Consider the following 26,997-nt stretch of genomic DNA (forward strand, 5'->3'; position numbering starts at 1 on the left):
TTTTTAACATTTTGTTCTTTCAATTATTTATATTTTTTTAACCATTATACGAACACTTTTTTGCCATGTGCTAAGCTCTTCAAAATAACGTTTAGTTTTATTAAGACTCAACACGCTATATTTAGGTCGTTTGGCAAGTGTTTTAAAGCTTTCTACTGGTGAAATTTTATCAAGTTTTTCTGCATCTAAATTTCTAACAATTTCTTTTGCAAACCTAAACCATGTTGTACTTCCTTTTGCTGAAAAGTTATAAATTCCGTAAGGTAATTTGTCAGTTTCAATTATGTGAAAAATGAAAGCTGACAAATCTAGACAGCTTGTTGGTGTTCCCTCTTCCCCTGTTGTAATACTTAAAGTTTCATCGTTTTTAATTTTACTGATGATTGTTTTTAAAAAGTTTTTACCATGTAATGAATACAACCAGGAGGTTCTAATAATATAATACTCTTTTAATTTCTCTTGGACATAAAGTTCTCCTTGTAGCTTTGATTTTCCATATTCATTGATTGGGTTTGGTGTATCAATAGTTGTATAAGGTTTCAATTTTTTGCCATCGAAAACGTAATCTGTTGATATATGAATCAATTTTACTTGATATGCTTTACATACCTTTGCAATGTTTTTTGCCCCTTCTGCATTAATCAAAAATGCATCTTCGATGTTGGTTTCAGCACCTTCTACATTAGTATAAGCAGCACAATTGATACAATAATCAAAATCAGCATGTTTAAACGCTTTTGTTAATTTGTTTCTGTCGGTAATATCTAAATCTTTTCTTGAAAAAAAACTTAACTCTAATGTTTCTCTTGGAGTCAGGTCTTTAATAGTCATACCTAATTGTCCATTAGACCCAAGGACAATAACTTTTTTCATAGCTTTGCGTTCTTAAATTTAGGTAATACTAAATCTTTATCTGAAATAATTAAATCTTGTTTCGGAAGCTTCCAATCTATATTTAAGTCTTTGTCATTATAAATTATTCCTGCTTCCGATTCCTTGTTATAAAAATTATCGCATTTATAACTAAAAATTGAATCGTCCTCTAAGACTAAAAAGCCATGAGCAAATCCTCTAGGTATGAATAATTGTATTTTATTGTCTTCTGAAAGTTCAATTGAAAAACTCTCTTTAAATGTTTCGGAATTTGGTCTTAAATCTACAACAACGTCTAAAACCCTGCCCTTAATAACCCCTACTAATTTTGCCTGAGCATGTTTCCCTAATTGATAATGTAGCCCTCTTAGGACACCTCTTGAGGATTGTGATTCATTATCTTGAACAAAATTTATATCTAAACCTAATGCTTCATTAAAATTTTTCTTATTATAATTCTCTACAAAATAACCGCGTTTGTCATTAAAAACTTGTGGTTTTACGATAAAACATCCTTTGAGTTTTGTTTCTTTTACAATCATACTATTCCGACAATAGACTTAATAAATGTTTGCCATAGCCACTTTTTATAAGAGGTTTGGCCACTTTTTTAAACTGTTTTTTGTCAATATAACCCATTCTGTAGGCCGCTTCTTCTATAGCACCTATTTTTAATCCTTGACGCTCCTCTATGACTTGAACAAATTGAGATGCTTGCATTAGAGATTTAAAAGTTCCCGTATCTAGCCAAGCTGTACCTTTGTCTAATACACTAACTTTTAATTTTCCTTGATTTAAATAATTCTTGTTAATGTCTGTAATCTCTAGCTCTCCTCGTTTGCTTGGTTTAATGTTTTTGGCAATTTCAACGACTGAATTATCATAAAAATAAATACCAGGAACCGCATAATTAGACTTTGGTTTTTTGGGTTTTTCTTCAATGGATACTGCAATGCCTTTTTCATTAAACTCAACAACACCATAGCGTTCTGGGTCATTAACATGATAAGCATAAACTATACCACCATCAGGATTATTATTTTGCTGAAGCAAATCTGCCAACCCTGTCCCGTAAAAGATATTATCTCCAAGAATCAATGCCACCTTGTCGTCTCCTATAAAATCTTCTCCTATGATAAAGGCTTCGGCCAAACCATTTGGCGACTCTTGCACTGCGTACTCAAAGTTACAACCATATTTTTTACCATCACCTAGAAGTTTTTTAAATAAAGGTAAATCTTCAGGAGTGGAAATAACTAAAATTTCCCTAATTCCAGACCACATTAGTGTTGAAATAGGATAGTAAATCATCGGCTTGTCGTAAACAGGCATTAACTGCTTACTTACCGCTAAAGTTAGTGGATGTAATCTTGTGCCAGAGCCTCCTGCTAATACAATTCCCTTCATTACTTATTATACTTTTTTAAATACCACTCAATAGTTTTTATTATTCCTGTTTCAAAGTTTTCAATAGCAAACCATCCCAATTCATTTTCAATTTTAGAAGCGTCAATGGCATATCTAAAATCGTGACCAGGTCTATCCTTAACAAAAGTAATCTGTTTAGAATAAGGCATTTCTTTTGGTCTTATATTATCTAATATATCACAAATTTTGTGCGCTATATATAAATTATCCCGTTCGTTTTTACCTCCTATATTATAAGTCTCCCCAGAAATTCCTTTTTGAAAAGCTAAATCAATTCCCCTACAATGATCTTCAACATATAACCAATCTCTTATATTTTTTCCATCACCATAAATAGGAATCTGTTCATTGTTAATGGCTTTTTTAATTATAGTGGGTATCAGCTTTTCATCATGTTGCTTGGGCCCATAATTATTACTGCAATTTGTAGTAACCACATTCATTCCATAAGTGTGAAAATAACTTCTAACAATGAAATCTGAGGACGCTTTGGATGCACTATAAGGACTATTAGGGGCATAAGGTGTTTCTTCGGTGAATAAGCCCGTTTTGCCTAATGTGCCATATACCTCATCTGTTGAAATATGATGAAACCTGTGATCTTCGCAACCTTCATTGAATGAAAAAGGGGCATTCATCCAGTGATTTTTAGCAATATTCAATAAATTGAATGTACCATATACATTAGTATTAATAAATGCGTCTGGAGTTTTTATTGAATTGTCTACATGAGATTCTGCGGCAAAATGAATGACACCCGAAAATCGAAACTTTTCAAAAAGGCTATTGATAAGTTTAGTGTCGCAAATATCCCCTTTGATAAAAGTGTAGTTTTCACTACCCTCAAATTCTTTTAAATTAGAAAGCTTACCCGCGTAGGTAAGCTTGTCTAAATTTACAATTTCTATTTCTTTATCCCTTTCTATTAGGTAAGATATAAAATTAGACCCTATGAAACCTGCTCCTCCAGTTATTAAAACTCTGTTATTCATAGTTTTTAATAAATTTAAAAGCTTTAAGGGCAAGGAAACCTAAAACAAAAAGAATTAATGCTAAGACTGGAAATAAAATGGTATAGCGTTGTCTAATATTGTTGTCTTTACTTCCAACTTTATCAAACGAAGAAAGAACATCAAAATAAGTGTTTTCTTCAGCAATACTTTTGTCTAAATAATTTAAGGTTCTTCTAATTTCTTGCTCTTTAAGAAATAGGTCGTATTCTTTGGTTGCTGTTTTTTCTTCTTGAAGTGGTAAAGTCCCAGGAACTGCTAAAGATAAGCTTTGATTTTTTGATTCGTTCTTTATGACCTCCAAATACGTTTTTTGAATACTATCTAGTCGATCTAATTGCGTGTTTAATGCTTGTCGCTCTAGAAAGGCAACAGTATCCCTTACTTTTTTTTGATATTTTGAAAAATCATTCTCAAAAGTTTTCCTAAATCCCTCTTCGAGATGTGGGAAAATGTTATTTTTAAATGATCTCGCCTTAATAGCAAATAAACTCCCAGATAAAAGGTCTCTGTTTTTCACATATTCTACATAGTTTAATTCATCAACTAATGAAGTGTCTATTGATTTAACATATTCATCATACTCTATAAACAAATCATTTTGTGTTTCTGGACCAGCTTTTAATTCAAAACCAACTAATTCCTTAACATCAGAACTATCTATTTCAAAAATATTTGATAATTCGGAATAATTTCTTGAGCTTATTAATCCATTAAAATAATTAATATTACTAGATAATTTATATTTTGAATCGAAATGCGGTCTGACCACCATGTTCGAATAATAAATGGGCTCTTTTACCTTTTTATAAACATAACCCAGAATAGCCGCGATTACCAAAACTATTGCTACCAACTTAAAGTTATCGACTAAAGGTTTTATGGTATAAATAATTGCTGAAAATATCCCTTTAAATATCTTTGCTATAAAAGAAAATAAACGTTCAAATAATCGACCAATGGCATTAAATAATTGCCCTAAATCAACTTCTTCATTTTGAGGTTGCTGTGGTAATTTATCGCTCATATATTATGAATTAAATATTTGTTCAAGTATTTTTTTTGTTATTACATAAGTAGGCTTAACACCTGAGGTGCCTAGTCCGCCAGAAGCTAAAGTACTACCTGTTTCTAATGGATTATCACTAGCATAATAGGCATATCTCACTTTTACATCTTCATTAATACTTCCTCTTACTTTAGAAGCTGCTTGAATCGCTTTTTGATAATGCGCTCCTTCCATTTCTAAACCAATAACATTCCATGTTGAATTTTTAAAGAACTTCAAGATCTCTTTATTTTGAAGTGATGTGCCTAAAACGGTAACCATTGTGCCCTCATATACTGATACTCCACAATCTAACAGATCGTTCTTACTTAATTCGTTTTTAAACGGATAATTATCTGCAGTACCTTCAAAAATATGCGCGTTCGGAATCATTACATCTCCTTTTCCTCCCTCTAAGATTCCTGCTTTCCCCATTATTGAGATAGATTTAACATCTAAATGCACTTTTTTACCATCTGCTTTGATAGGTTTTAAAAACTCATCTAGGGTTTCGTATGCTTGCTCTCCAAAAGCATAATCCATAACAAATATTACCGCTTTGTTATCTTTCTGTTCTTCTATATACTTAAATTCTGTTTTAGAGAAATCGATTTTATCTGTGTCAAAAATCTGAACATCAATATTGGTTCCCGAACTATCTTTAATGTAATGCATTCCGTTTTGCAACGCTGATTTTTCTACTTTATTGCGTAATGCTGAATTTTTTGAATCACTCAGCGCTTCATAGGTTTCAAAAATGTTCTTTTTAGACTCTGATGCTCTAAGAACTCCTTTTGCAAACAATGAATTCATAACACTGTGCATGTTAGCACTTATAATATGAATAGGTCGTTCTAATAATCCGTTTTTGTGAAGCACAGACTTAATGGTATCTGCCCATATTTCGCCATGTATGTGATGCCCCAACCTTTCTCTTAAAACTGGACTAAATGTTATAGTGCGCTTATTACTATTAATTGTTTCTTCGATTGCAAGTTTGCCCAACCAATAAACTATATGCAGAAGACGCTCTGGTTGATTTTCAGTGGCAAATTTTGGGTATGCCTGTGTTAGCTCATTAAATGTTCTTCCTAAAATATTCGCTGTATGTGTTATGGCAATTTCTCTCTCTTTTTGTGTGAGCTTTTTATTTGAATTAACTGCATTTTCTAATTTTTGCCAATCCCTAACTGTTCCTCCATTTTCATCAATAATTACACGTTTGCTTATTTTATGTGATTCCACAAACAAAAATGTAAGATGCGTTAATATATCGTATATCTCGGACCGACCTCTGGTAATTTCAATGTTCATTTGCTCGTTATCTATGCGATAACAGTTTCGCCTTCTTTTAGGAGGAATAATAGGTTTAAAATGAGAATTGGCATAACCCTCATCACTTGTGAGATTAATGAAAGTACATTCTTCAATACCTTGAGGCAAACGATCTACAACATAGAGTAATCCTTCAAGTTCAGCTTTTTCTTCACCAATAGAACCATAAATTTCTGGGCGCAATAGAAGTAACGCCTCTCTTAAGGTTTCTCCCGAAACTCCCATTGGTTTGTAAAACCCACGATTAAAAAGGTGTCGCATTGTAATATACATGCGTTCTATTGCGCTCGAACTTTCTTGAGCCCTTGTTCTCTTATGTCTTTTTTTGGTTGTACTCATATTGAATTTTAACGCTCAAATATAGGGTTATTTCGTTAAATTTAGTTTATACATTATGTCGGCAATTTTTCTGTCGTTAGATAGTCTTGGAATTTTATTTTGTCCTCCTAACTTTCCGATAGATTTCATATAGGTTTGAAATCCTTCTTTTTTGATTTTAGTGATTTTTAATCGTCTTAATACTTTTCCATTAATTAAATCGAAATAATAACTATTTTGGTGTTGCAATGATTTTTCCAAAGCTTCAATAAAAACATGTTCGTTTTCAGGTTCATTTTCAAACTCGATAAACCATTCGTGGTATGGTAAACCCTCAGTTGGATTAATTTGTGGAGCAACAGTGAATTCATTTACCGATATAGAAGTATCTATACAGGCTTCTTTTAGTGCTTGTTCAACCTCTTTTCCTATAACGTGTTCCCCAAATGCTGAAATAAAATGTTTTATTCTTCCGCTTACGATGACTCTGTAAGGTTTTAATGAAGTAAATTCTACAGTATCACCAATGTTATAGGCCCAGAGACCAGCTGTTGTCGAAATTATCATTACATAATTAACTCCTAATTTTACATCAGCAATAGTAATACGTAAAGGATTATCTTCATAGAAATGTTCCGCTTCTACAAACTCATAAAAAATACCCGAATTAAGCTGAAGCAACATTCCTTTTTCGTTTTGTTTATCTTGAAAAGCAAAAAAACCTTCACTCGCAGGATACAATTCTATACTATCTACTTTTCTGCCAATTAAATTTTCAAATTTGGCTTTATATGGCTCATAGTTAACACCCCCAAAGATGAAAAGATTAAAGTTTTTGAAAATGTCACCAACCTGTTTGTCTGATTTTTCAATGAGTTTTTCAAAATACATCTGAACCCATGAAGGAATTCCTGAAATGATCCTCATATCTTCATTGATTGTTTCCTCTACAATCGCCTCAACTTTAGTTTCCCAATCTTCTATGCAATTAGTTTCTAAACTTGGCATTCTGTTTTTTTGAAGATATTTTGGAACATAGTGCGCTACAATACCTGACAAACGCCCTAGTTTTATACCATTCTTTTCTTCTAGAACGGGACTTCCTTGAAGAAAAATCATTTTACCATCAACAAATTTTGAATTCCCAGTTTCGTTGATGTACATCAAAATTGCATTCCTAGCGGCTTCAACATGGGTTGGCATACTCTCTTTAGTGATTGGAATATATTTTGCGCCAGAGGTTGTTCCGGAGGTTTTTGCAAAATAAATAGGTTTCCCTTTCCAAATTACATCTTCTTCACCATTTACAACACGTTCTACATAAGGTTTTAACTCTTCATAATCTCTAATAGGAATGGCCGTCTTAAAATCTTCATAGGTTTTTATTTCACTGAAATTGTGATCTTTCCCAAAAACCGTGTGCTTGGCTTCTGAAATAAGGTTTTTAAATACGTTATGCTGAGTCTCAACTGGTTTGGATGACCATTTTTTTATACGCTTCGCAATATATTTTGCAAAGGGTTTAGAAAGTGCTGCTTTAACTGATGGCATTACTGAAAGTCAATAAAGTTAGTTGGGTTTACAGGGTAGCCTTTGCTCCAAAGTTCAAAATGCAAATGTGGTCCTGTGGTTAATTCGCCCGTATTACCAGACATGGCTATAACCTCACCTGCTTTCACCAAATCACCTTGAGCTTTTGTAATCGAGGAATTGTGCTTGTAAACAGAAATTAACTCCCGATTGTGTTCTATTATAACAACATAACCTGTTTCAACAGTCCATTCTGCGAAGATTACGGTACCGTCTGCAGTAGCTTTTACTGGAGTATTGGCGGCAACAACAACATCTACAGCAAAATGTTTTTCTTCAAAATTATAGCCTTCTGAAATTGTGCCATTGACTGGAGGAAATAGTACAAAATTAGATTGGTCCCCAGATGATTCAAATAGATTATATTTATCCTCTTTATCTACTTTTTCTCTAAGTAATGAGTCTTCTTTATTTGTTGTTACCTGCAAAGTACCCACATCATTCTTTGCGGCTTGCAAAATAGAATCCCTATTAAATTCTAAAGAAGCAACATCCCCTGTCAATACCTTTCTGATAGATGCATAATAACGCTTGTTAAGTTCTAATTCGTTAACAAGAGAATCTGTTTTATAATTTAATGTGGTTGCTTGTTTCTTTAGCCTCGCTGAAGAATAACCTGGAATATATTCTCTCAAAGGCGTGAAAGCTATAAGTAAAATAGTAAAGAAAACAAGAGATATAGCAGAAAGGGAGGTTAATATAAAAACGTTTAGTCTCGTAAGCTTGATGGCAAACCGTTCCTCAAAAGTATCTTCATTTAGAATAACTAAACGATACTTGTGTAGTAACTTTTTGGTGAATTTTTTCTCCTTTTTTTTATTTTTTGCCATCAAAACAAAATTAGTTAAAATCCTTAAATAGCATCATGATAAAGTCTTAAAGTTGGCTTAACAGCGTTATTATTAAACTATAATGATTAACTTTACAGTCTAAATCTAATATTATGATATCTAGCAGTATATTTTTAGCGATGGGTCCTTGGCAAATTGTTCTTATAGTGGTTGCTATTTTACTACTTTTTGGTGGTAAAAAGATTCCCGAATTAATGAGAGGATTGGGCAGCGGAATTAAGGAATTTAAAGACGCAAGTAAAGACGAGTCAGCAGACGGTAAAGAGAAAGAATAAACTCTTTTTTATTATTTAATTTTTATCGATTTAATCATAGATTCTAGTTCAAATATATAATCTCTTTTTTCTAACGAAGGCGCATATACATAGCCGTCAGCTATTAAATAACGATTGTTAATCTTATCTTCAATAGCATAAGTTATAAATGGCCCTCCCATGGTAAAACCTTTCATTACCCAAATGCCTCTAACTTCATATGCTGGTTTATTATCTATAATAGTTTCAAACATGGAAGGAGCATAGTCGTCTACAACTGCCATATAAATACCGTCTTCGCCAGGAATTTTAGTTTTAGTTATCTCATCGCGCATCTTTACAATATCTACAATTGTACTGTCCCCCTTGGAAATAGTGCTAATTGGTATTTCGTAAAGCATTAAATCCATGGTCTTAGTATTAGTAAGACTTTTTCTAATCCAGAAAAAGTCATCTTCTGCTTTACCAATTTTATAAGCTGTTGGGATATCAATAGTTATACCTAGCTTTTTTTCCATTTCTTCATCAGCCAATAACGATTTGTTGATTCGTCTGAGTTTTTCCCTAACCTCTTCTTTATTGAAAGCATCTATAATCTTTTCCTTGTTTTCTTTTAACTGAATAATAATTTCTTCATTTGTCTTGCCGGTAACAACAGCAACTGTTTGTGGCCTTGCTAAAACATCATTCAGGATCTTAGTAGAAGGTTCTTCACTTCCTTTTTCAATTTTAAGTACTATTCTGCTTCGTGCCGCAAAACCATCAAAAACCTGAGGTGGAATTTGTTTCATATTAAACATTGGTTCGTCTGTTGGTAAGCCATTTAATGGAGATGCAAAAATGTTTCGGATATTCTCCCCAACACTGTCTTCCCATAAAATATTATCTGCCACAATTGAGATGGTGTTTAAATTTCCGTTAGATGCAGGTAAATATAACTTACTATCATCTTTCTTTTTATCTCCACAAGCTAATAATACTGCACAAAATAATAAAGAATATAAAGCTCTCATAAGTTTAGGTTTTTCTGAGTTAACTATTCAGAAACAATTAATGTTGTTCCTATTTTTAGTTTGTTACCACTAATATCGTTCCAATCTTTGATATTTTGAACAGAAACTCCAGAAAATTTTTGTGCAATCGTCCAAAGCGAATCTCCAGATTCTACTTTGTAAGTTTGTTTACCGGCAGTATTGACTACTTTTTTTGCTGGTTTTGGGGTAGATGAAGAGCTTTGGTTTCTAGGATAAATAGTTAGTCGTTGCCCTATTTTTAAATTGTTGTTTCGTAAACCATTCCATTGTTTTAACTGGCTAACTCTTACACCATACTTTCGCGCAATTTTACCAAGATAGTCACCATTTCTTACACGATAACGGATTTTAGTGTCGTTTTTAAAAAGTTGAGGTAATGGTTTTTCGCGTTGATTAAATTCAGCATTTGCAAATGCATATATTTTATCTTCATTAGTAACAAAAGAACCCACCGCCTCTCTTGGTAACCTAAGTACATAAGTTTTACCCTCGACCTTTGGTATAATATCTAGTTTGTATGCTGGATTCAAGAACTGTAGTTCTTCAATCTTCACACCAGTAGTTTCTGCAACATGGTCTAACGAAATCATTTGTTTTACATGAACGGTGTCGGTTTCGATATGCTGGAAAGCTGGTCGTTCTGGTTTAAAACCATGTTCTTTTGCATATTCAAAAATGTACATAGTTGCCAAAAATGCTGGTACATAACCAGCGGTTTCACGCGGTAGATTCTGTCGAATATTCCAATAATTCTTATAACCACCCGAACGTCTTATGGCTTTGTTTACATTTCCTGGACCAGAATTGTATGCCGCTAAAGCCAAATCCCAATCTCCAAAAATGCGATATAAACGTCCTAAATATTGTGCAGCCGCTGTGGTCGACTTTATAGGATCACTACGATCGTCAACATAACTACTTACTTGCAGATCGTGTTCTTTTCCTGTTCCATACATAAATTGCCATAAGCCCGTAGCTCCTACTCGAGAGCGTGCTCGTGGTTTTAAAGCCGATTCTACAATGGCAAGATATTTCATCTCTAGAGGGATGTTGTAATTGTCAAACTCCTGTTCGAACATTGGAAAATAAAAATGGCTTAATCCCATTAGTCGCTCTAAAGAATTTCTTCTATGTTTTAAGTAACTTTTAATAACACTTTCTAGAGATTTATTGTACTCTACATTAAAAGGTGTTCTGGCATTAAGACGGGCTAACCTCGCTTTTAAAGTATCCGTTGGAAGTTCTGGATAATAAACAGGTTCATATTCTAGCTCAGTAACAGATTTATAAATAGTATCAAAAAGTGAATTACTATAAAGTTCATCAAGCCATTTCTTGTCCAATTCAGCTGCTTCGGGTAAATCATACAGTTTTTTAACCCTTGAGGAGTCTACAACAGGTGAAATCTTTTTTTTAGAATCAAAAAGTTTCCCATCAATAACAGAGTCTTTGGTAATTACAACTACTGGTTGTTTTGCAATACTATCTGTTTTAGTTTGGGAAAACCCACTAAACATAGGTAAGGATAGACAAGCCAGTAAAAATGTCTTAAATGTCATAGGTCTCAAAAATTGATTCTTAATATACAACGCAATTAGAACGTTGGAGACGCTAAAAATAGTATTTTTTTGCTATTAACCTAATATAGCGGCAATTCCAGGTAAAGTTTTTCCTTCTAAACTCTCTAACATAGCACCACCTCCAGTACTTACATAACTTACTTTGTTCTCAAAACCAAATTGTTTTACGGCTGCAACAGAATCACCTCCTCCCACTAAAGAAAAAGCACCATTTTTAGTTGAGTTTGCAATTGAATCTCCTAAAGCGATAGTTCCTTTCGCGAAACTTTCCATTTCAAAAACCCCAAGAGGACCATTCCAAAGTATGGTTTTACACTCGTTTACTACCTTATCGAAAATTTCTAGCGATTTAGGACCTGCATCAAGACCTTGCCATCCATCAGGAATATGTTTTACATCTACAACTTGTGTATTAGCATCATTACTAAAAGCATCTGCTGCTATTACATCTACAGGTAAATGAATTTTAACACCCTTAGCTTCGGCTTGTTTTAAAATATCTAAAGCCAATTCCATTTTGTCATCTTCACAAATAGAATCTCCAACACGCCCTCCTTGTGCTTTAACGAAGGTAAATGTCATTCCCCCACCAATAATTAAATGATCAACTTTATCTAAAATATTTTCGATAACTGTGATTTTTGAAGATACTTTTGCACCACCAAGAATGGCCAAGACTGGCTTTTCACCATCTTCCATTACCTTTTTGATACTTTCAATTTCTTTCGCTAAAAGACTTCCGAAGCACTTGTTTTCTGGGAAAAATTCTGCCACAATAGTTGTTGAAGCATGTGCTCTGTGTGCTGTACCAAAAGCATCGTTTACGTAAATATCTCCAAGTTTAGATAACTGCTCCGCAAAGTCTTTGTTACCTTGTTTTTCCTCTTCATGAAAACGTAAGTTTTCGAGTAATAAAATTTCTCCTGATTGCAGTGCTACTGCTTTTTCTTCAGCCTCAGGCCCGACACAATTGCTTGCAAACTTTACATCAACACCAATAATGTCTTCAATTTTATCTATTATGTGCCTTAAAGAGAATTCCTCTTGTACACCTTTTGGTCGCCCTAAATGCGACATTAAAACACAGCTTCCACCATCTTCTAAAATTTTAATAATAGTCGGTTTAGCAGACACAATTCTTGTGGCATCTGTAACTTCGAAATTATCATTTAGCGGCACATTGAAATCTACTCGGATTAATGCTTTTTTATCTTGAAAGTTAAAATCGTTTAATGTCTTCATTTTTTAAATTTTGAAACACAAATATAAAGATTAGAAACATAAATTTTTTATATAGTTTTGCTTTATGCAATTTTCTGAAGTATTAGGTCAAGAACATATCAAAAACCACCTTACCACAAGTGTTGATAACGGTAGAATTGCACATGCTCAATTATTTGTCGGACCAGAAGGTTCTGGCACTCTCCCGATGGCTTTGGCTTATGCTCAATATATACTTTGTGGTAATAAAGATGGGGAAAATAAGGGCAGAAATGAGTCTTGCAACATAAAGTTCAAGAATTTTTCGCACCCAGATCTTCATTTTGCATTTCCGGTTACAACAAGTGATAAAGTAAAAAGCAAACCTATTTCTAATTTTTATTTAGAAGAATGGAGACAATTACTAGATCAGCAACCTTATGGAAATCTATTTGATTGGTATAAATTACTTGGCGTAGATAATAAACAGGGGCAAATTGGCGTAGACGAAGCCCTAGAAATTGTAAAATCTTTATCCCTTAAATCTTACGAGGGTGGTTACAAGGTAATGTTGATTTGGATGGCTGAAAAAATGAACACTCCATCAGCCAATAAGCTTTTGAAGTTAATTGAAGAGCCACCGGAAAAGACTATTTTTATTCTTATTGCAGAAGATGAAGAGCAAATTATTAATACGATTCGTTCACGTTGTCAAGTATTACATTTCCCTCCATTAGCAGAAGAAGTTATTACAAGAGCCTTAGTTAAGAACTACCATATTGAACAATCTATAGCCACCAAAATTGCGCATCAAGCTAATGGTAATTACAATAAGGCTTGTGATTTAATTTATCAAGACAGTGAAGATATTCAATTTGAAAAATGGTTTGTAATTTGGGTTCGCTCTGCTTTTAAGGCAAAGGGGAATAAAAGTGCAATTAGAGATTTAATGTCTTGGTCTGAAGAAATTGCTAAGACTGGGCGAGAAACTCAGAAGAAGTTTTTAGCGTTTTGTTTAAATTATTTTAGACAAGCTTTACTGATGAATTATAAAGCTAATGAGTTGGTCTATTTAGAACCAAAATCTGAAAGTTTTAAGCTAGAAAAGTTTGCACCTTTTGTTCACGATTCAAATATTTTAGATATTTCTGAAGAAATACAAGATGCTATTTATCATATTGAACGCAATGGCAACTCTAAGATTATTCTTACAGATTTGTCTATAAAACTCACGCGATTATTGCATAAAAAAAGCCAAGCATAGAAGCTTGGCTTTTGTATATATCCAGAGAATAAAGTTTTAATTATCTTCTACCTTTTCAGTGGTTTTGGTGGTAGCTTCTTCTGAATCCTTACCATTGTAATCATCATTGATTGCTTTTGTTACGGCTTCAGAAATATCTTTTTCTTCTTTACCAAACATAACGCTACCAGCACCGTTTTTACCTAAAATAAATGTATATCCATTCTTTTGTCCATAACCTTCAACAAATTCATTAACACTTTTAATTACTGAATCCATTTCTTTGCTAAATGCTTGCTCCATTTGTTGCTGCTCGTATTGCAATTGTTGTTGAATCAGTTGCCATTTTTGGCTGAACTGTTGTGAACCCTCTTGCTGTTTCTTTTGTGACAAGCTACTCAGCTTTAATTGCGTTTGTTGCGCATCTAATTGATAAGCCTGACCAATACTATCCGTTCTTCTTTTGTAAGCCTCATCCTTTTTCTTGTACTTAGCCTCCATATCGATTTTCATTTGGTAATCTTTAATTACCTGGCCATTATCTATAAAAGCGATTTTTTGTTGTTCCTGGCAAGATGCTGCAACAACTAAAACCAATAGACTTAAAATTATTTTCTTCATTTTATGTTTCAATTTAATTTTTGCAAATGTATAAAAGTTAGGCTGTGTTTTGTTAATTTTTTTTAGTATTGATGTTTTCTATTATAACATTTATAGCATATTATTAATTGCTATGGAAAAAGAGGCCAAATAAGGCCTTTTAAGCACGCTTAGCATTTTTTCTTTGTTCTTGGTTGTTTTGCTTAGTGATATAAAAATAGAGCTGCTTATATTACGGATTGTCATTCTTGACGATATAAATATGAGATGAATACTCTTTAGAGCGTCTTGCTTTTAAATTTGAGCGTAATCCAATCCAAAATGCTTTAATAGGATTCATAAATCCAGATTTATATTTTTCAGAAAGTAGACTGACGTAATAAGCGTCAAAAACCATTGGTAATGTCTTTTCTAATTTTAGATTTTCTTTCTGAAATAATTCTGAAATAGAAGTTTTAGAAAAATGCCATAGGTGTCTAGGGACATCATAAGCAGCCCAGAAGTTTTTATAATATTTAGCATCATAACTTTTAAAATTAGGAACCGCGATTACCAAAGTTCCGTTTGGCTTTAGAAGGTGTTTGAACAATGTTGTATGCATTTCTAGATTTGGTAAATGTTCTAACACATGCCAGAGTGTAATTACATCAAAACTGTTAGGGGCTAATTTATCTAAGTGTTCAGTTTCAAAAACGGAGTTATTGGTTTTAGAGTTTGCAATTAGTCTCGCTTGTTCATTTGGCTCAATGCCTGTAATATTCCAATTAGAGTTTAAGGCAGTTTGTAAAAAGTCTCCTGTGCCACATCCAATATCTAATAAGTTTTTAGATTCAGAAGAAAAAGAATTGATGAGCCTTAATTTTTTATTTAAAGAAATTTCCCTCACTTTATGATAAACATATTCTAAAATATTTCTTTGGGAGTCTGTGTGAGATATGTAATCTTGGCTATTGTAATAATCTGAAAGTTTATGAGTTTCAGGCTGCGGGAATGTTTCTAGCATATCCAATTCCTTATTATACAGTAGCTGAAATTTTTCGCCTGAAACAGAATGATCTTTTAAGGTTATGTATATAGGTTTATTATGCATATTGTATAGATTCTGAAACGAGTTCAGAATGACAAAAATGAGACACTAATTTCAATTGTTTCACGTGGAACATTTAAGTTTATCTACCTAAATAAACCAATAAAACAGAAATATCATTTGGTGAAACACCACTGATTCTAGAAGCCTGAGAAATAGTAACAGGCTTAATTTCGGTTAACTTCAGCCTTGCCTCCATGCTCATAGATTTTAGTTTATGGTAATCGAAGTCGGCTGGTATCTTTAAATTCTCAAGTCGATTTAGTTTATCCGCATTGTTCTTTTCCTTCTCAATGTAGCCGGCATATTTTACTTGAATTTCCGTTTGCTCAATGACTTCGGAATCTAATTTATTAGTTTGAATATAATTCTCAACAGCCTTAAATTTCCGAACATCATCTGTTGTGATATTTGGTCTTGCAAACAACTTAAACATCTTGTCTTGTTGTTTTACTGGAGATGAATTTTTAGACTCTAAAACAGGGTTTGCCTCTTCTGGCTTTACACTAGTGTCTTTAAAAAACTGCACAAACGCATCAGACTTTGATTGTTTTTCCTCCATTCGTTTTAAGCGTTTTTCAGAAGCTAAACCAATTTTATATCCTTTAGGTGTTAATCTAAAATCAGCATTATCTTGTCTTAACAAGGTTCTATATTCAGCTCGAGATGTAAACATTCTGTATGGCTCTTCTGTTCCTTTAGTGATTAAATCATCAATCAAAACACCTATATATGCTTCATCCCTCTGTAGCGTGAAAACTTCTTTGTCTTGAACTTGCAAACTTGCATTTATTCCAGCCATCAAACCTTGAGATGCAGCTTCTTCATAACCTGTTGTTCCGTTAATTTGTCCAGCAAAAAACAATCCTTCAACCAATTTTGTTTCTAGCGTATGCTTTAATTGTGTTGGCGGAAAATAATCGTATTCTATAGCATATCCTGGCCTAAAGAATTTTACGTTTTCAAAACCAACAACTGAACGTAAAGCTTTAAACTGAACATCCTCTGGAAGTGATGTGGAAAACCCATTTACATAAACCTCAACAGTATTCCAACCTTCTGGCTCTACAAATAGTTGATGTCTGTCTTTGTCTGCAAAACGATTAATCTTATCTTCAATCGATGGGCAATATCGTGGCCCAACACTTTTAATTCTACCATTAAACATTGGTGAGCGATCAAAGCCTTCTCGTAGCAAATCATGAACATGTTCGCTTGTATATGTCATATGACAAGAGCGTTGTTCTTTAAGTGCGCTCGTAACATCTAAGTATGAAAACTTCTCTGGGTTTTCATCCCCTGGCTGTTCAATCATTTTAGAATAATCTAATGACCTTCCATCAACTCTTGGCGGTGTTCCAGTTTTCATTCTACCAGAGTCAAACCCAAGATTAACCAATTGTTCCGTGATTCCAGTTGCCGCTCTTTCACCAGCCCTTCCACCACCAAAATTTTTATCCCCTATATGAATTAAACCATTCAAGAAAGTCCCATTCGTTAGGACAACAGTTCTTGATTTAACCTCAATACCAAGTGATGTTTTTACACCCACTACTTTATTGTTTTCAACGATTAAACCCGAAACCATTTCTTGATAGAAATCGAGATTAGGTGTGCCCTCTAAAAGCAATCTCCAATCTTCAGCAAAACGCATTCTGTCGGATTGCACTCTAGGACTCCACATCGCAGGTCCTTTTGACTTATTGAGCATCTTAAATTGAATCGCAGAGGTGTCAGAAACAATCCCGCTATATCCGCCAAGCGCATCAATCTCTCTAACAATCTGACCTTTCGCAATTCCACCCATTGCTGGATTGCAAGACATCTGCGCAATGTTTTGAAGATTCATTGTAATTAACAATGTCTTACTTCCCATATTTGCAGCCGCAGCCGCAGCCTCGCTTCCTGCGTGGCCAGCACCAACCACTATAACATCATAAACATCGTTAAACATAATTCATTTCCATTTTGTTCCACGTGGAACAATTATCACTTATAAAAATTTGAGTTTGCAAATATACATCGAAAGCGTAATACTTATAGGCGCTTAACTAGATAATAATCTTCCTTTGTGCGCATCACCTCTTTATCCTTAGCGGCTTTGTCTTTGTAACCACAATAATGGAGTATGCCATGAATCATTACTCGAGCCAGTTCGTCTTTAAAGTCTACATCAAAATCTGACGCATTTTCTTTAACACGATCAACAGAAATGTAAATATCTCCGTGTAGTTCTTTTCCTACCGAGTAGTCAAAACTAATAATGTCCGTGAAAGTATCGTGACTCAAAAAATCAACATTAAGTTGATGTAAATAATCATCCGAACAAAATATATAATTGATCTCGCCTTCTTTACGGTTTTCCTCTAAAATTGTTTCAGAAATCCATTCTGATAATTGGCTATTGTCCTCTAACTTAAAATCGGTTTCGTAGTGAAAACTAATCATTGCTCTTTTTAAAATACTCTTGAATCTTCTTCTTAAAATGATTCTGCAAAGGTAGGGCTTGGCGATTTAATATTTCTGTAGTATTAAAATATTGTTTCGCTGTTGGTATTTGACTAGCATTTGTTTGATTGAATTCTTTGTTGTTGGTTTCCGATTTGCGCTTAGAGTCTTGTCCTTGCATAAAAGTTGCGTTCTCTAATTTAAGCAGTTGATGTTGTAAATCCATCATCTTTTGAAGTGTTTGATTTGTAAAGCCGGAATTTAATAAATCTAACTCTATATCTTCCATTTGTTTAATTAACTGTCCTGCAGATTCTATCTTTCCATCCTTGGCTAATCTATCTTCTAATGCTTGACGTAATTGTTGTTGTTGTTGATAAATTTTAAACAGTTCGCCATTCTGTTCTTCACTTCCGCCTTCTCCATAACCATCATTCTTCTCACCTTCACCATCGGTTCCGCTACCACCATTTTTACCGTCTTTCCCTTTCTTTCCACCCTTTCCATTATCTCCTTGCTTCCCATTTTGGTTACCCTCTCCATTCTGATTTCCATTTTCGCCCTTTTGTCCTCCTTCGCCACCTTTTCCTTGTTGTTGCCCACTTTTACCGTTCTCTCCGCCTTCTCCGCTTTCACCTTCTTTACCAGACTCTCCGCTTTCCCCAGGCTTTTCGCCTTCTCCTTCTTTTCCTGATTTACCTTCTTCACCAGCTTTCTCTCCCTCACCTTCCTTACCTTCTTTTCCTTTTTCGCTTTTCTTAACACCTTCTTCCATTTGTTTATTGAGCTCTTCTTGACTCATAATAATATCTGGAAGTTGTTGCCCTCCGCCTCCGCCAGAACCTGGTGATGGATTCATAGACATTTCCATATTATCTAGAATATCACTTAAGAAACTCGCTAACTCATTACTTGCCGTAATCGCATATTGTTGTGAAGACACCCCTTGATACAATCTATTCTCTGTTAGCTGTCCAAGTGCTTTATCTATATTAAAATAAACATCTGTGATCTGAGAATTTACTTTTTCTGAAATCTTAGGTTGTCTTAGAGATAAGGAAAACAAACTGTCGTCTATATGCTCAAAGTGCTCTCTAAGATTACTTTGATCAATAATATACTTACCATATTTATTATTATTGATATCAATATCGTCAAACGTATTCATAAGTGACTCTTGGTCAAATGAATAGAGTAGCAAGTTCTCTAGAATCTGTCGCAGGGTGTCTATGTCTTCAGCGGTTTGGTCTCCGCCTCCACCTCCGCCAGACATAGCTTTTTTCATCATTTCACTCATTTGCTTCATCTTCTTGGACGCTTTCTTTTGATTCTTCTTTGCTTTTTCCTGTTGCTCTTGGGCTTGTTGTGAATTTTGTTCCCCTTCGCTTTGTTCTTGTTTTTCAAGCGCTTCTTTAGCCTCTTTCTGGTCGAAATTTATTTCATCTTCTAAAAACTCATCTCTTTTAACTCCCATTGGTTTTTGAAGCTGTCGATCCTCGCGCTTTAATTCATCCAAATCCTTTTGAAGCTTTTCAAATTCTTTGTTCAATTTATCTTGAGCTTCTTTGGTGTTTTCTTTATCATTTTCTGATAGTTTTTCTTGTTCCTCAGACAATTTATCTAGTTGATTCGAAATTTTTTCAGCCTTCTTCATTACATAAAAACGCTTGGTCAATTCTAAAAGCTGTTTCATGCTACGCTTCTTGTTCTTATTTTGCTTGGCTAGTTCTTCAAGTTTTTGTGTGAATTCTTCTTTATTAATTTTATCCTTTAACTCTTCAAGTTCTTCTAGTAATTTTTCGTCTTTTTTGAGTTGCTCTTCATTTTCTTTTAAACGCTCTTTAAGATCCTCTTTGAATTGATCTTCTTCTTTCTTTTCGTTCTGAAACTCTTCTAAATTATCCTGAAGCTTTTTGTTGAAGTTTTTCATCAACTGCTCCTGGTTCTTCTGACGTTTTAGAAAATCTTCAAACTTCTTCTTGTCATTAAAATTTAGGCTTTCCTTTTCTTTTTGAGTTTTAGACAACTCCTCTAGCTTTTTGTCTTGCTCTTGAAGCTTATCAAAAGTTTTACTGATATCTTTTATAGTCTCATTCTGTTCGTTAAGCTGCTTCTGCTCTTCTTCGTCTTTAGTTAATTTTCTATAACTAAATACAGAGCTTTTTGTGCGCTTATAATTGTGAATGACATCATTATCAAAGACCTCGAAATATAATTGGTAGCTTACGCCTTCTTCCAAATTCAACTGATTTGGAAATGCACTTACAAATTCGCTGAAATTTGATTTTGAAATATTAATTGGCACAACCGCTTTTTTAGATTCATCTTCAGAACGATAATACACCAATTGCAATTTGTTTAAGCCATAATCATCGCTCGCTTGACCATAGAAATACAAACTTTGATTGTCTATAGAGTCTTTTTGAACCTTAATGCTTAATTCTGGATAAATATCTCTTACAACATTAATATTATAAGCTAAATCCTCATAGTCTATTAAATTGTTATTGCTCGTCGTGATGCTGTAGTCGTAATTTTTATACAAACGTTTTGAAGTTTCAAAACCACCATCTTTATTAGTCTTAAAATTTAATGTGTCTTCTGCGTAAATACGGACCGCTGTTGTTGATTTTGTTTTTGCCCTCCAGGTAACTTTTGTGCCTTCAGGAATCACCGCAGAACCAGTACTTTTTAAAACTTCATCCTGTTTTTTAGTGTGTGATGGATAATCTAGAGCCATTTCAAAATTTACAAGATTAGGCGTGTTCACCACCTCTAAAGTATAGGGCTTAGATACTACATCATTTGCTGACAAGGTAAACTCAACAGCCTCTTTTGGAAGGCTAAATGTATATTGGAATTCGCTAGGTGCCAATTGCTGTAAAAAGTAAGATTGACCATTAAATTTAATCTGAGCATTCTCAGGAATAACATCGCCAACAGTCGAAACATTTAATTTAAAATCTTTGTTTTCAATAGCTTGAAGCGATTCATTAACCACAAAGAATTGAAATGGTGCTGGTGGCTCATATGCTGTCTGGTAATTTACTACGCGTTCATAGCTGTCGCTAAACCAGTTTATTTTCCCCGTTAAAACGGATAATAAAATAATAGCAATTGGAATTGCTGCGTACTTTAAGTATTTGGTGTTTGATTGAAAATTTATTGCCGATTTAAAGGGAATGGGCTGTAATTCTTGCGACTTCTGCTCTATGCTGGCAATCAACAAATCGGATTGATGCGGATTTTGGTTTAATTGTAATACATTCAACAGCTTATCATTGACTTCTGGAAAATGATTACCTATTAGTTTAGATGCGGTTTCATAGTTAATTCCTTTTCTTAGCTTGAATAAATGTGCGAGAGGAATTGCTATAAATTTGACGAACAAACCCATTTCTACTGCAATAAATGTCCAGAATAGAATTGTTCTAGCTGTTGGGTTTAACCAAAGCATATATTCGACAAACAAGGTTATAATAAGATACAATAAACCAATGGCAAAAAATAAAATGGCGCCTTTAAGCAGTTCATTGGTATAATATCTTTTAATAAACTGTTCTAGTTTACTCTTTATGTTTTCGAAATTGCTCATTTTGTGTAATTTCTATACTGTCTAGTACTTTGAATTTATATAACTTACTAATCTACAATTTTATTTCAATAGCTAATTTGATAAATTTGATAAGATTCTGTTAATTTAGGTGTTTTGAGTGTTAAATTAGGCTCAAAATCAGTAAATCATTAACTTAAAACAAATTCCCGCCTACTTAGGAATAAAAAAATCAATGAAAGACCTTAAATATCTAGCTGCATTTTCGATTCCTTTAATTTGTTTGTTGAGTTTAACCTTAAAAGAATACTGGACTTGGGCAACACCTGTTTTTGCTTTTGTTTGCATTCCCATTTTAGAAGTCATATTTCCTGTGGACACAAACAATCTGAAGCCTGATGAAGCTGACCATAAATTAAAACGAAAACTATTTGATTGGCTGCTTTATTTAAATTTACCTATAGTATTTGGGCTCGTTCTTTATGGTTTATTTATAACTAAAAACGAAACCTTAGCGACTTATGAATTTGTAGGTTTAATTTTTTCTGTTGGTATTGTGCTTGGTGTAAATGGTATTAATGTCGCTCATGAACTTGGTCATAGGCAAACCACCAATGAGCGTTTTATCGGTAAAGCGTTGCTTCTGCCCTCATTCTACATGCACTTTTATATTGAGCATAATTTTGGACACCATTTACACGCTGCAACACCAGAAGATCCTGCAACAGCGCGTTATAACCAAAGCGTATATTCTTTTTGGTTAACCTCAACGGTTCGTCAATATTTCAGTGCTTGGAAAATTCAGAATAAATTGCTGAAGACTAATAAACAATCTTTCTTTTCCTTAAAAAATGATATGTTTTGGTATGTGGTTTTTCAAGTTATTTACCTAGCTGCAATCGCTCTTGCTTTTGGGATTACAGCTTTAATCTTTGCTTTTTTCGCAGGAATTGTTGGTTTTGTTTTGCTCGAAACCGTCAATTATATTGAGCACTATGGATTAATTAGATTTAAAACAAAATCTGGTCGTTACGAACGTGTTAAAGAAATGCACTCTTGGAACTCTAACCATGTTATTGGCAGAATTGTACTCTACGAATTAACTAGACATAGCGATCATCATTATAAATCGTCAAAAAAATATCAGGTTTTAGATTGTCATGATGAAAGTCCTCAAATGCCTTACGGCTATCCGACGTCTATGGTTTTGGCAATGATTCCACCACTTTGGTTTGGTATTATGAATAAGCGCGTACCTAGAGAGATGGTAGTTGATTAATCTTCTTTATAATTAAAATATCCAATATATTTGAGATTACTACATTCTTTGATTAATCCGCTATATTTGAAGTTATAAAGGCAAACAACAGAGTTATAGTGCTCGCTAATAATAGGTATTTGATCACTAAATGTATCAAGATACGAACAGCCTTCTAATTTATCTTCTAAAGACATCTTTTGATTATTGAAATCCACCTCTTGAAATTGGATGTCTATATAATCAATTTTAAAATCAATCATAAATTTCGAGGTTGAATCACCTTCTTTATCAAAAACCTCTTCCATGTACCCACCAAACTCGTTAGCGCCTTTAAAATTTCCAACCCAGATAGATACTTTTCCATATTCTTCCATTAAATAAATTTATTGAATTTAAATAAGATTTGCTTAAATCATCATTGAATAATCCATATTTCTTTGTTCTCAAATCTTATCAAACTATCTTTGCGCTAGATTCTGAAATAAATTCAGAATGACAAATTATTGCTACAACAAGTTATGTCTAAAAACGTACGCGTGCGCTTTGCGCCAAGTCCAACAGGACCTTTACATATTGGTGGTGTAAGAACCGCTTTATTCAACTATTTATTTGCTAAAAAGCATGGTGGTGACTTTGTGTTGAGAATAGAAGACACAGATCAAAATCGCTATGTAGATGGTGCTGAAGACTATATTGTAGAATCCCTGAATTGGTGCGGTATTCCTTTTGATGAAGGTCCTAGCAAGAATGAGAAATTTGGTCCTTATAGGCAAAGTGAGCGTAAACATTTATACAAGCAATATGCAGATGAATTGATAGCCTCTGGTAAAGCCTATTATGCATTTGACACCTCTGAGCAACTCGATGCACACAGAAAAGGTCATGAAGCTGAGGGTAAAACATTTATTTATAATTGGCATAATCGTGAAAAAGGGCGTTTAGTAAATTCTTTAGTGCTTAGTGAAGCAGAAACTCAAGCAAAAATAGAAGCTGGTGAGCACTATGTGGTGCGTTTTAAATCTCCGCAAGATGAAACACTTCACTTAAAAGACATTATCCGTGGTGATATTTCTATCGACACAAATGTACTTGATGATAAAATTCTTTTTAAAAGTGATGGTATGCCAACATATCACCTAGCAAATATTGTGGATGATCATTTAATGGAAATTACGCATGTGATTCGTGGAGAAGAATGGTTGCCATCTTTGGCATTACATCAATTATTATATGATGCTTTTGGTTGGGAAGCACCAGAATTTGCGCATTTACCATTGATTTTGAAACCAACAGGAAAAGGTAAATTAAGTAAACGTGATGGTGATAAGCTGGGCTTTCCTGTGTTTCCATTAGAATATACTGCGCCAGACGGAACCATTTCAAAAGGTTATAAGGAAGATGGTTATTTCCCAGAAGCTGTCGTTAATTTTCTGGCCTTTTTAGGCTGGAATCCAGGGACAGAACAAGAAATTTTCAGCTTAGAAGAATTGATAGAAGCTTTTGATCTAGAGACAGTACACAAAGCCGGAGCGCGTTTTGACCCTGATAAAACAAAGTGGTTTAATCATCACTACATGCAACAACAGCTAGATTTAGATTTGGCAAAGGAATTTCAATCAAAAAACATTTTACTTTCTGATGTTGATATTAATTACATCGCTTTAGTTGTTGACTTAATTAAAGAACGCGCCACTTTTGTTAGTGATTTTTGGGAATTGAGTCACTTCTTTTTTATTTCACCAACATCGTATAATGAAAAAGCGGCTAAAAAAGCATGGAAAGAAGATACTGATACACTAATGAATGAGTTGGTTTCTGTAATTGAAAAAACCCAAGCTGATTCTGCGGAAACCCTACGAACTTCCATAAAAGAATGGATTACATTCAAGGAAATTGGATTTGGTAAAGTGATGATGCCTTTAAGACTGGCTTTAGTTGGTGCTTTACAGGGGCCAGATGTCTTTGATATTATGTTTATGATTGGAAAACACGAAAGCATTAAGCGTATAGAAATCGCTATCAATTCATTTTAAAAAAATACAGTTCAATTTAGAAGGTTATCATAGCTGTAAAAGCTAATAATGATTGGTTTCCTTTAAACTTATCATTATTTCCAATATCTAGGTCTTGGTCGTTTAATTTGCCTAAGATATTTGTAAAGCCATAAATGTATTGTGCTCGGACTTTTAACCTTCTTATTCCCAATGATAAACCAACAGCTCCGTTGGCATTGAAATTAGAAATTCCCCTTATATCCTCGGATAATAGATTGTCATAACCCGAAATTATATAACCCTCTTTTGAATCATCCTTAAGTTCTAACTCACTATTATATTGCAACATCGGCCCAACATCCAATGTCAAATTATTACTAATTAGTTTTATATGAAATAAAAATGAAATATTGGCCGTAAACATCTTATATTCAACATATTCATTAGTTAGACTTCCAAGTGGTGAAGCATTAATGTCAACGTGATTCTGAGATAATTGAATGTTGTAACTTACATTGTACCACCTGTGTGGAATATCTACTGAGGCTGCCATTCCACCAATAAAACCAGAATTGCTTTTAGTTTCAAAATTATCAGTAAGAATATCAAACTGGGTAATTCCACCTTGCAGCCCAATACCATTTTTAATTTTATAATTCTTACGTTGAGCATAACTAAGTGTAACGAAACTTATACAAATAGCTACTAATAGGAGGTGTTTTGTATTTTTCATGCGATTTCAGAGCTGATTACAACAAACCTAAGTAAAATAATTTAATATTACTTACTTTTAGTGTTTCGTAATATTTAACCTTAAAAAAACGTGTTATGGGTCAATTTATTCTAGTTCCAATTATATTTTTTGGATTAATCATTTTAATTTCATCATTCTTTGTGGTGAAACAACAAACTGCCGCCATTATAGAGCGCTTCGGTAAATTTCAAAGTATCCGTCATTCTGGATTACAGCTGAAAATTCCATTAGTAGATCGTATTGCTGGCAAATTAAGTCTTAAAATTCAGCAATTAGACGTTATTATAGAAACCAAAACATTAGATGATGTATTTGTTCGTTTAAAGGTTTCTGTACAATACAAAGTTATAAGAGATAAGGTCTTTGAAGCCTTCTACAAGCTCGATTATCCGCATGACCAAATTACATCTTACGTATTTGATGTGGTACGTGCAGAAGTACCAAAAATGAAATTAGATGACGTTTTTGTACGTAAAGATGATATTGCAATCGCTGTTAAGTCTGAATTAAACGATGCCATGATGGAATATGGTTATGACATCATTAAAACCTTGGTAACAGATATAGATCCTGATGCACAAGTAAAAGCGGCAATGAACAGAATTAATGCCGCAGATAGAGAGAAAACTGCAGCTCAATTTGAAGGTGACGCAGCACGTATTCTTATTGTTGAAAAAGCAAAAGCTGAAGCAGAAAGCAAGCGCCTACAAGGACAGGGTATTGCTGATCAAAGGCGAGAAATTGCTCGTGGTTTAGAAGAATCTGTAGAAGTATTGAACAAGGTTGGTATTAACTCTCAAGAAGCCTCTGCGCTAATTGTTGTAACGCAACATTATGATACGCTTCAATCTATAGGGCAAGAAACCAATAGTAATTTAATATTATTACCTAACTCACCTCAGGCAGGTAGTCAAATGCTTAATGATATGGTCGCGAGTTTTACCGCCAGTAACCAAATTGGAGAAGCTATGAAGAACGCTAAAAAAAACAAAAAAGATGATAACTCAATTTAAAAAATTAATGTTTGTAATATTCTTAGTAACAAGTGCTAGTATATTTTCTCAAACAAAGGAAGACGCGTTAAGTGATGCTAAAATCACCTCTAAGGCTACTCTAGAAATGGATTTTAAAACTGTTTTAAAACATACACTTCCAAAAGTGGTGAACATGATGGGTGGAGAAGAAGCCGCACTTACTTTACTTAAAAGCACTTTTGACACTATGAAAACTCAAGGCTTTGTCTTTGAAAAAGCTGATATTATCAGTGTTTCGGAAATTGTTGAAGAGCAAGGACAATATCGTTGTGTTATCGAGGGTTACAATCAGATGAAAATGGCCAGTCAGCGTATTAAATCCAAAAGTTATCTTTTAGGTATTTATAATGAAACTGATGGATATTGGTGGTTTGTTGAAGCAAAGCAGTTAAAAAATAAGGCGATGTTAGATATGGTTTTGCCAGACTTTGAAACTAATTTAGACATCCCTGATGATGATGTGCAAGTAGAACAAATTGAAGATTAAATAAAAGCCTGAGTT

The 26,997-nt window shown here is 33.8% G+C and carries 24 protein-coding genes; 6 read left to right on the forward strand and 18 right to left on the reverse strand.

The window, feature by feature from the left end:
• Positions 1-27 precede the first annotated feature (27 nt).
• Genes rfbD through Q0822_RS05620 form a run of 8 tightly spaced genes read right to left on the reverse strand, consistent with a single transcriptional unit; the run spans position 28 to position 8,432 of the window.
• Complete coding sequence (gene rfbD, locus Q0822_RS05585; RefSeq protein WP_299121237.1) at positions 28-873, reverse strand: dTDP-4-dehydrorhamnose reductase; 846 nt, start codon at positions 871-873, stop codon at positions 28-30.
• Positions 870-1,415, reverse strand: coding sequence for a dTDP-4-dehydrorhamnose 3,5-epimerase (gene rfbC, locus Q0822_RS05590; RefSeq protein WP_299121240.1), 546 nt, complete (start codon positions 1,413-1,415; stop codon positions 870-872). The genes rfbD and rfbC overlap by 4 nt, the downstream gene beginning before the upstream one ends.
• 1 nt (position 1,416) lies before the next feature.
• On the reverse strand, positions 1,417-2,280 hold the full coding sequence (gene rfbA, locus Q0822_RS05595; protein ID WP_299121242.1) for a glucose-1-phosphate thymidylyltransferase RfbA: 864 nt from the start codon (positions 2,278-2,280) through the stop codon (positions 1,417-1,419).
• Positions 2,280-3,293: a dTDP-glucose 4,6-dehydratase gene (gene rfbB / locus Q0822_RS05600; RefSeq protein ID WP_299121243.1), complete on the reverse strand. Its 1,014-nt coding sequence runs from the start codon at positions 3,291-3,293 to the stop codon at positions 2,280-2,282. Before rfbB ends, rfbA begins: the two co-directional genes overlap by 1 nt.
• Positions 3,286-4,338 carry a hypothetical protein gene (locus Q0822_RS05605; protein WP_299121244.1) on the reverse strand — a complete coding sequence of 351 codons (1,053 nt, stop codon included), beginning with the start codon at positions 4,336-4,338 and terminating at the stop codon, positions 3,286-3,288. Before Q0822_RS05605 ends, rfbB begins: the two co-directional genes overlap by 8 nt.
• A 3-nt stretch (positions 4,339-4,341) precedes the next feature.
• Positions 4,342-6,033, reverse strand: coding sequence for a hypothetical protein (locus Q0822_RS05610; protein WP_299121245.1), 1,692 nt, complete (start codon positions 6,031-6,033; stop codon positions 4,342-4,344).
• A 27-nt stretch (positions 6,034-6,060) separates the two neighbouring features.
• Positions 6,061-7,563, reverse strand: a complete 1,503-nt coding sequence (locus Q0822_RS05615; RefSeq protein ID WP_299121247.1) for a GH3 auxin-responsive promoter family protein — start codon at positions 7,561-7,563, stop codon at positions 6,061-6,063.
• The gene (locus Q0822_RS05620) at positions 7,563-8,432 is read right to left on the reverse strand and encodes a M23 family metallopeptidase (protein WP_299121249.1); all 870 of its coding nucleotides are present in this window, start codon (positions 8,430-8,432) and stop codon (positions 7,563-7,565) included. Before Q0822_RS05620 ends, Q0822_RS05615 begins: the two co-directional genes overlap by 1 nt.
• A gap of 113 nt (positions 8,433-8,545) precedes the next feature.
• Between Q0822_RS05620 and Q0822_RS05625 the strand changes: the two genes are divergently transcribed.
• The gene (locus Q0822_RS05625; RefSeq protein WP_299121251.1) at positions 8,546-8,728 is read left to right on the forward strand and encodes a twin-arginine translocase TatA/TatE family subunit; all 183 of its coding nucleotides are present in this window, start codon (positions 8,546-8,548) and stop codon (positions 8,726-8,728) included.
• Between the two features lie 11 nt (positions 8,729-8,739).
• On the opposite strand, the gene Q0822_RS05630 is transcribed toward Q0822_RS05625, so the two are convergent.
• From Q0822_RS05630 to Q0822_RS05640, 3 genes are all read right to left on the reverse strand, one after another.
• On the reverse strand, positions 8,740-9,720 hold the full coding sequence (locus Q0822_RS05630) for a DUF4837 family protein (RefSeq protein WP_299121253.1): 981 nt from the start codon (positions 9,718-9,720) through the stop codon (positions 8,740-8,742).
• A gap of 23 nt (positions 9,721-9,743) precedes the next feature.
• The gene (locus Q0822_RS05635) at positions 9,744-11,300 is read right to left on the reverse strand and encodes a LysM peptidoglycan-binding domain-containing protein (RefSeq protein ID WP_299121255.1); all 1,557 of its coding nucleotides are present in this window, start codon (positions 11,298-11,300) and stop codon (positions 9,744-9,746) included.
• Positions 11,301-11,375: 75 nt separating this feature from the next.
• Complete coding sequence (locus Q0822_RS05640) at positions 11,376-12,563, reverse strand: phosphoglycerate kinase (RefSeq protein WP_299121257.1); 1,188 nt, start codon at positions 12,561-12,563, stop codon at positions 11,376-11,378.
• A 64-nt stretch (positions 12,564-12,627) separates the two neighbouring features.
• Between Q0822_RS05640 and Q0822_RS05645 the strand changes: the two genes are divergently transcribed.
• On the forward strand, positions 12,628-13,785 hold the full coding sequence (locus Q0822_RS05645; RefSeq protein WP_299121259.1) for a DNA polymerase III subunit delta': 1,158 nt from the start codon (positions 12,628-12,630) through the stop codon (positions 13,783-13,785).
• Positions 13,786-13,821: 36 nt separating this feature from the next.
• Here Q0822_RS05645 and Q0822_RS05650 read toward each other — a convergent pair whose 3' ends face one another.
• The 5 genes from Q0822_RS05650 to Q0822_RS05670 form a co-directional block, all read right to left on the reverse strand.
• On the reverse strand, positions 13,822-14,385 hold the full coding sequence (locus Q0822_RS05650) for an OmpH family outer membrane protein (RefSeq protein ID WP_299121262.1): 564 nt from the start codon (positions 14,383-14,385) through the stop codon (positions 13,822-13,824).
• A gap of 211 nt (positions 14,386-14,596) precedes the next feature.
• The gene (locus tag Q0822_RS05655) at positions 14,597-15,454 is read right to left on the reverse strand and encodes a class I SAM-dependent methyltransferase (RefSeq protein WP_299121264.1); all 858 of its coding nucleotides are present in this window, start codon (positions 15,452-15,454) and stop codon (positions 14,597-14,599) included.
• Between the two features lie 79 nt (positions 15,455-15,533).
• Positions 15,534-17,405, reverse strand: a complete 1,872-nt coding sequence (gene mnmG / locus Q0822_RS05660; RefSeq protein ID WP_299121267.1) for a tRNA uridine-5-carboxymethylaminomethyl(34) synthesis enzyme MnmG — start codon at positions 17,403-17,405, stop codon at positions 15,534-15,536.
• A gap of 83 nt (positions 17,406-17,488) precedes the next feature.
• The gene (gene ybeY / locus Q0822_RS05665; protein ID WP_299121269.1) at positions 17,489-17,899 is read right to left on the reverse strand and encodes an rRNA maturation RNase YbeY; all 411 of its coding nucleotides are present in this window, start codon (positions 17,897-17,899) and stop codon (positions 17,489-17,491) included.
• A complete protein-coding gene (locus Q0822_RS05670) occupies positions 17,892-21,494 on the reverse strand; it encodes a DUF4175 family protein (RefSeq protein ID WP_299121272.1) in 3,603 nt (1,200 codons plus the stop codon). The genes ybeY and Q0822_RS05670 overlap by 8 nt, the downstream gene beginning before the upstream one ends.
• Before the next feature lie 193 nt (positions 21,495-21,687).
• Between Q0822_RS05670 and Q0822_RS05675 the strand changes: the two genes are divergently transcribed.
• Complete coding sequence (locus tag Q0822_RS05675; protein WP_299121275.1) at positions 21,688-22,731, forward strand: alkane 1-monooxygenase; 1,044 nt, start codon at positions 21,688-21,690, stop codon at positions 22,729-22,731.
• Here the strand turns inward: Q0822_RS05675 and Q0822_RS05680 are convergent.
• A complete protein-coding gene (locus tag Q0822_RS05680) occupies positions 22,728-23,087 on the reverse strand; it encodes an immunity 22 family protein (protein WP_299121277.1) in 360 nt (119 codons plus the stop codon). The genes Q0822_RS05675 and Q0822_RS05680 overlap by 4 nt on opposite strands.
• Positions 23,088-23,231: 144 nt before the next feature.
• Here Q0822_RS05680 and gltX point away from each other — a divergent pair, with 144 nt between their 5' ends.
• Positions 23,232-24,746: a glutamate--tRNA ligase gene (gene gltX, locus Q0822_RS05685; protein WP_299121279.1), complete on the forward strand. Its 1,515-nt coding sequence runs from the start codon at positions 23,232-23,234 to the stop codon at positions 24,744-24,746.
• 16 nt (positions 24,747-24,762) lie between these two features.
• On the opposite strand, the gene Q0822_RS05690 is transcribed toward gltX, so the two are convergent.
• Entirely contained in the window at positions 24,763-25,440 is a 678-nt protein-coding gene (locus tag Q0822_RS05690) for a hypothetical protein (protein ID WP_299121281.1), read from the reverse strand.
• Between the two features lie 95 nt (positions 25,441-25,535).
• Between Q0822_RS05690 and Q0822_RS05695 the strand changes: the two genes are divergently transcribed.
• Both Q0822_RS05695 and Q0822_RS05700 read left to right on the forward strand, forming a co-directional pair.
• On the forward strand, positions 25,536-26,474 hold the full coding sequence (locus Q0822_RS05695; protein WP_299121284.1) for an SPFH domain-containing protein: 939 nt from the start codon (positions 25,536-25,538) through the stop codon (positions 26,472-26,474).
• On the forward strand, positions 26,458-26,982 hold the full coding sequence (locus Q0822_RS05700; RefSeq protein WP_299121287.1) for a hypothetical protein: 525 nt from the start codon (positions 26,458-26,460) through the stop codon (positions 26,980-26,982). The genes Q0822_RS05695 and Q0822_RS05700 overlap by 17 nt, the downstream gene beginning before the upstream one ends.
• Positions 26,983-26,997 lie beyond the last annotated feature (15 nt).

It is taken from the genome of uncultured Winogradskyella sp. (genome assembly GCF_947496485.1).
Lineage (GTDB): Bacteria > Bacteroidota > Bacteroidia > Flavobacteriales > Flavobacteriaceae > Winogradskyella.

Bases quoted from the DNA above. Each gene is read 5' to 3' on its own strand.
- rfbD (WP_299121237.1), bottom strand. From the start codon at position 873: ATGAAAAAAGTTATTGTCCTTGGGTCTAATGGACAATTAGGTATGACT.
- rfbC (WP_299121240.1), bottom strand. From the start codon at position 1,415: ATGATTGTAAAAGAAACAAAACTCAAAGGATGTTTTATCGTAAAACCA.
- rfbA (WP_299121242.1), bottom strand. From the start codon at position 2,280: ATGAAGGGAATTGTATTAGCAGGAGGCTCTGGCACAAGATTACATCCA.
- rfbB (WP_299121243.1), bottom strand. From the start codon at position 3,293: ATGAATAACAGAGTTTTAATAACTGGAGGAGCAGGTTTCATAGGGTCT.
- Q0822_RS05605 (WP_299121244.1), bottom strand. From the start codon at position 4,338: ATGAGCGATAAATTACCACAGCAACCTCAAAATGAAGAAGTTGATTTA.
- Q0822_RS05610 (WP_299121245.1), bottom strand. From the start codon at position 6,033: ATGAGTACAACCAAAAAAAGACATAAGAGAACAAGGGCTCAAGAAAGT.
- Q0822_RS05615 (WP_299121247.1), bottom strand. From the start codon at position 7,563: ATGCCATCAGTTAAAGCAGCACTTTCTAAACCCTTTGCAAAATATATT.
- Q0822_RS05620 (WP_299121249.1), bottom strand. From the start codon at position 8,432: ATGGCAAAAAATAAAAAAAAGGAGAAAAAATTCACCAAAAAGTTACTA.
- Q0822_RS05625 (WP_299121251.1), top strand. From the start codon at position 8,546: ATGATATCTAGCAGTATATTTTTAGCGATGGGTCCTTGGCAAATTGTT.
- Q0822_RS05630 (WP_299121253.1), bottom strand. From the start codon at position 9,720: ATGAGAGCTTTATATTCTTTATTATTTTGTGCAGTATTATTAGCTTGT.
- Q0822_RS05635 (WP_299121255.1), bottom strand. From the start codon at position 11,300: ATGACATTTAAGACATTTTTACTGGCTTGTCTATCCTTACCTATGTTT.
- Q0822_RS05640 (WP_299121257.1), bottom strand. From the start codon at position 12,563: ATGAAGACATTAAACGATTTTAACTTTCAAGATAAAAAAGCATTAATC.
- Q0822_RS05645 (WP_299121259.1), top strand. From the start codon at position 12,628: ATGCAATTTTCTGAAGTATTAGGTCAAGAACATATCAAAAACCACCTT.
- Q0822_RS05650 (WP_299121262.1), bottom strand. From the start codon at position 14,385: ATGAAGAAAATAATTTTAAGTCTATTGGTTTTAGTTGTTGCAGCATCT.
- Q0822_RS05655 (WP_299121264.1), bottom strand. From the start codon at position 15,454: ATGCATAATAAACCTATATACATAACCTTAAAAGATCATTCTGTTTCA.
- mnmG (WP_299121267.1), bottom strand. From the start codon at position 17,405: ATGTTTAACGATGTTTATGATGTTATAGTGGTTGGTGCTGGCCACGCA.
- ybeY (WP_299121269.1), bottom strand. From the start codon at position 17,899: ATGATTAGTTTTCACTACGAAACCGATTTTAAGTTAGAGGACAATAGC.
- Q0822_RS05670 (WP_299121272.1), bottom strand. From the start codon at position 21,494: ATGAGCAATTTCGAAAACATAAAGAGTAAACTAGAACAGTTTATTAAA.
- Q0822_RS05675 (WP_299121275.1), top strand. From the start codon at position 21,688: ATGAAAGACCTTAAATATCTAGCTGCATTTTCGATTCCTTTAATTTGT.
- Q0822_RS05680 (WP_299121277.1), bottom strand. From the start codon at position 23,087: ATGGAAGAATATGGAAAAGTATCTATCTGGGTTGGAAATTTTAAAGGC.
- gltX (WP_299121279.1), top strand. From the start codon at position 23,232: ATGTCTAAAAACGTACGCGTGCGCTTTGCGCCAAGTCCAACAGGACCT.
- Q0822_RS05690 (WP_299121281.1), bottom strand. From the start codon at position 25,440: ATGAAAAATACAAAACACCTCCTATTAGTAGCTATTTGTATAAGTTTC.
- Q0822_RS05695 (WP_299121284.1), top strand. From the start codon at position 25,536: ATGGGTCAATTTATTCTAGTTCCAATTATATTTTTTGGATTAATCATT.
- Q0822_RS05700 (WP_299121287.1), top strand. From the start codon at position 26,458: ATGATAACTCAATTTAAAAAATTAATGTTTGTAATATTCTTAGTAACA.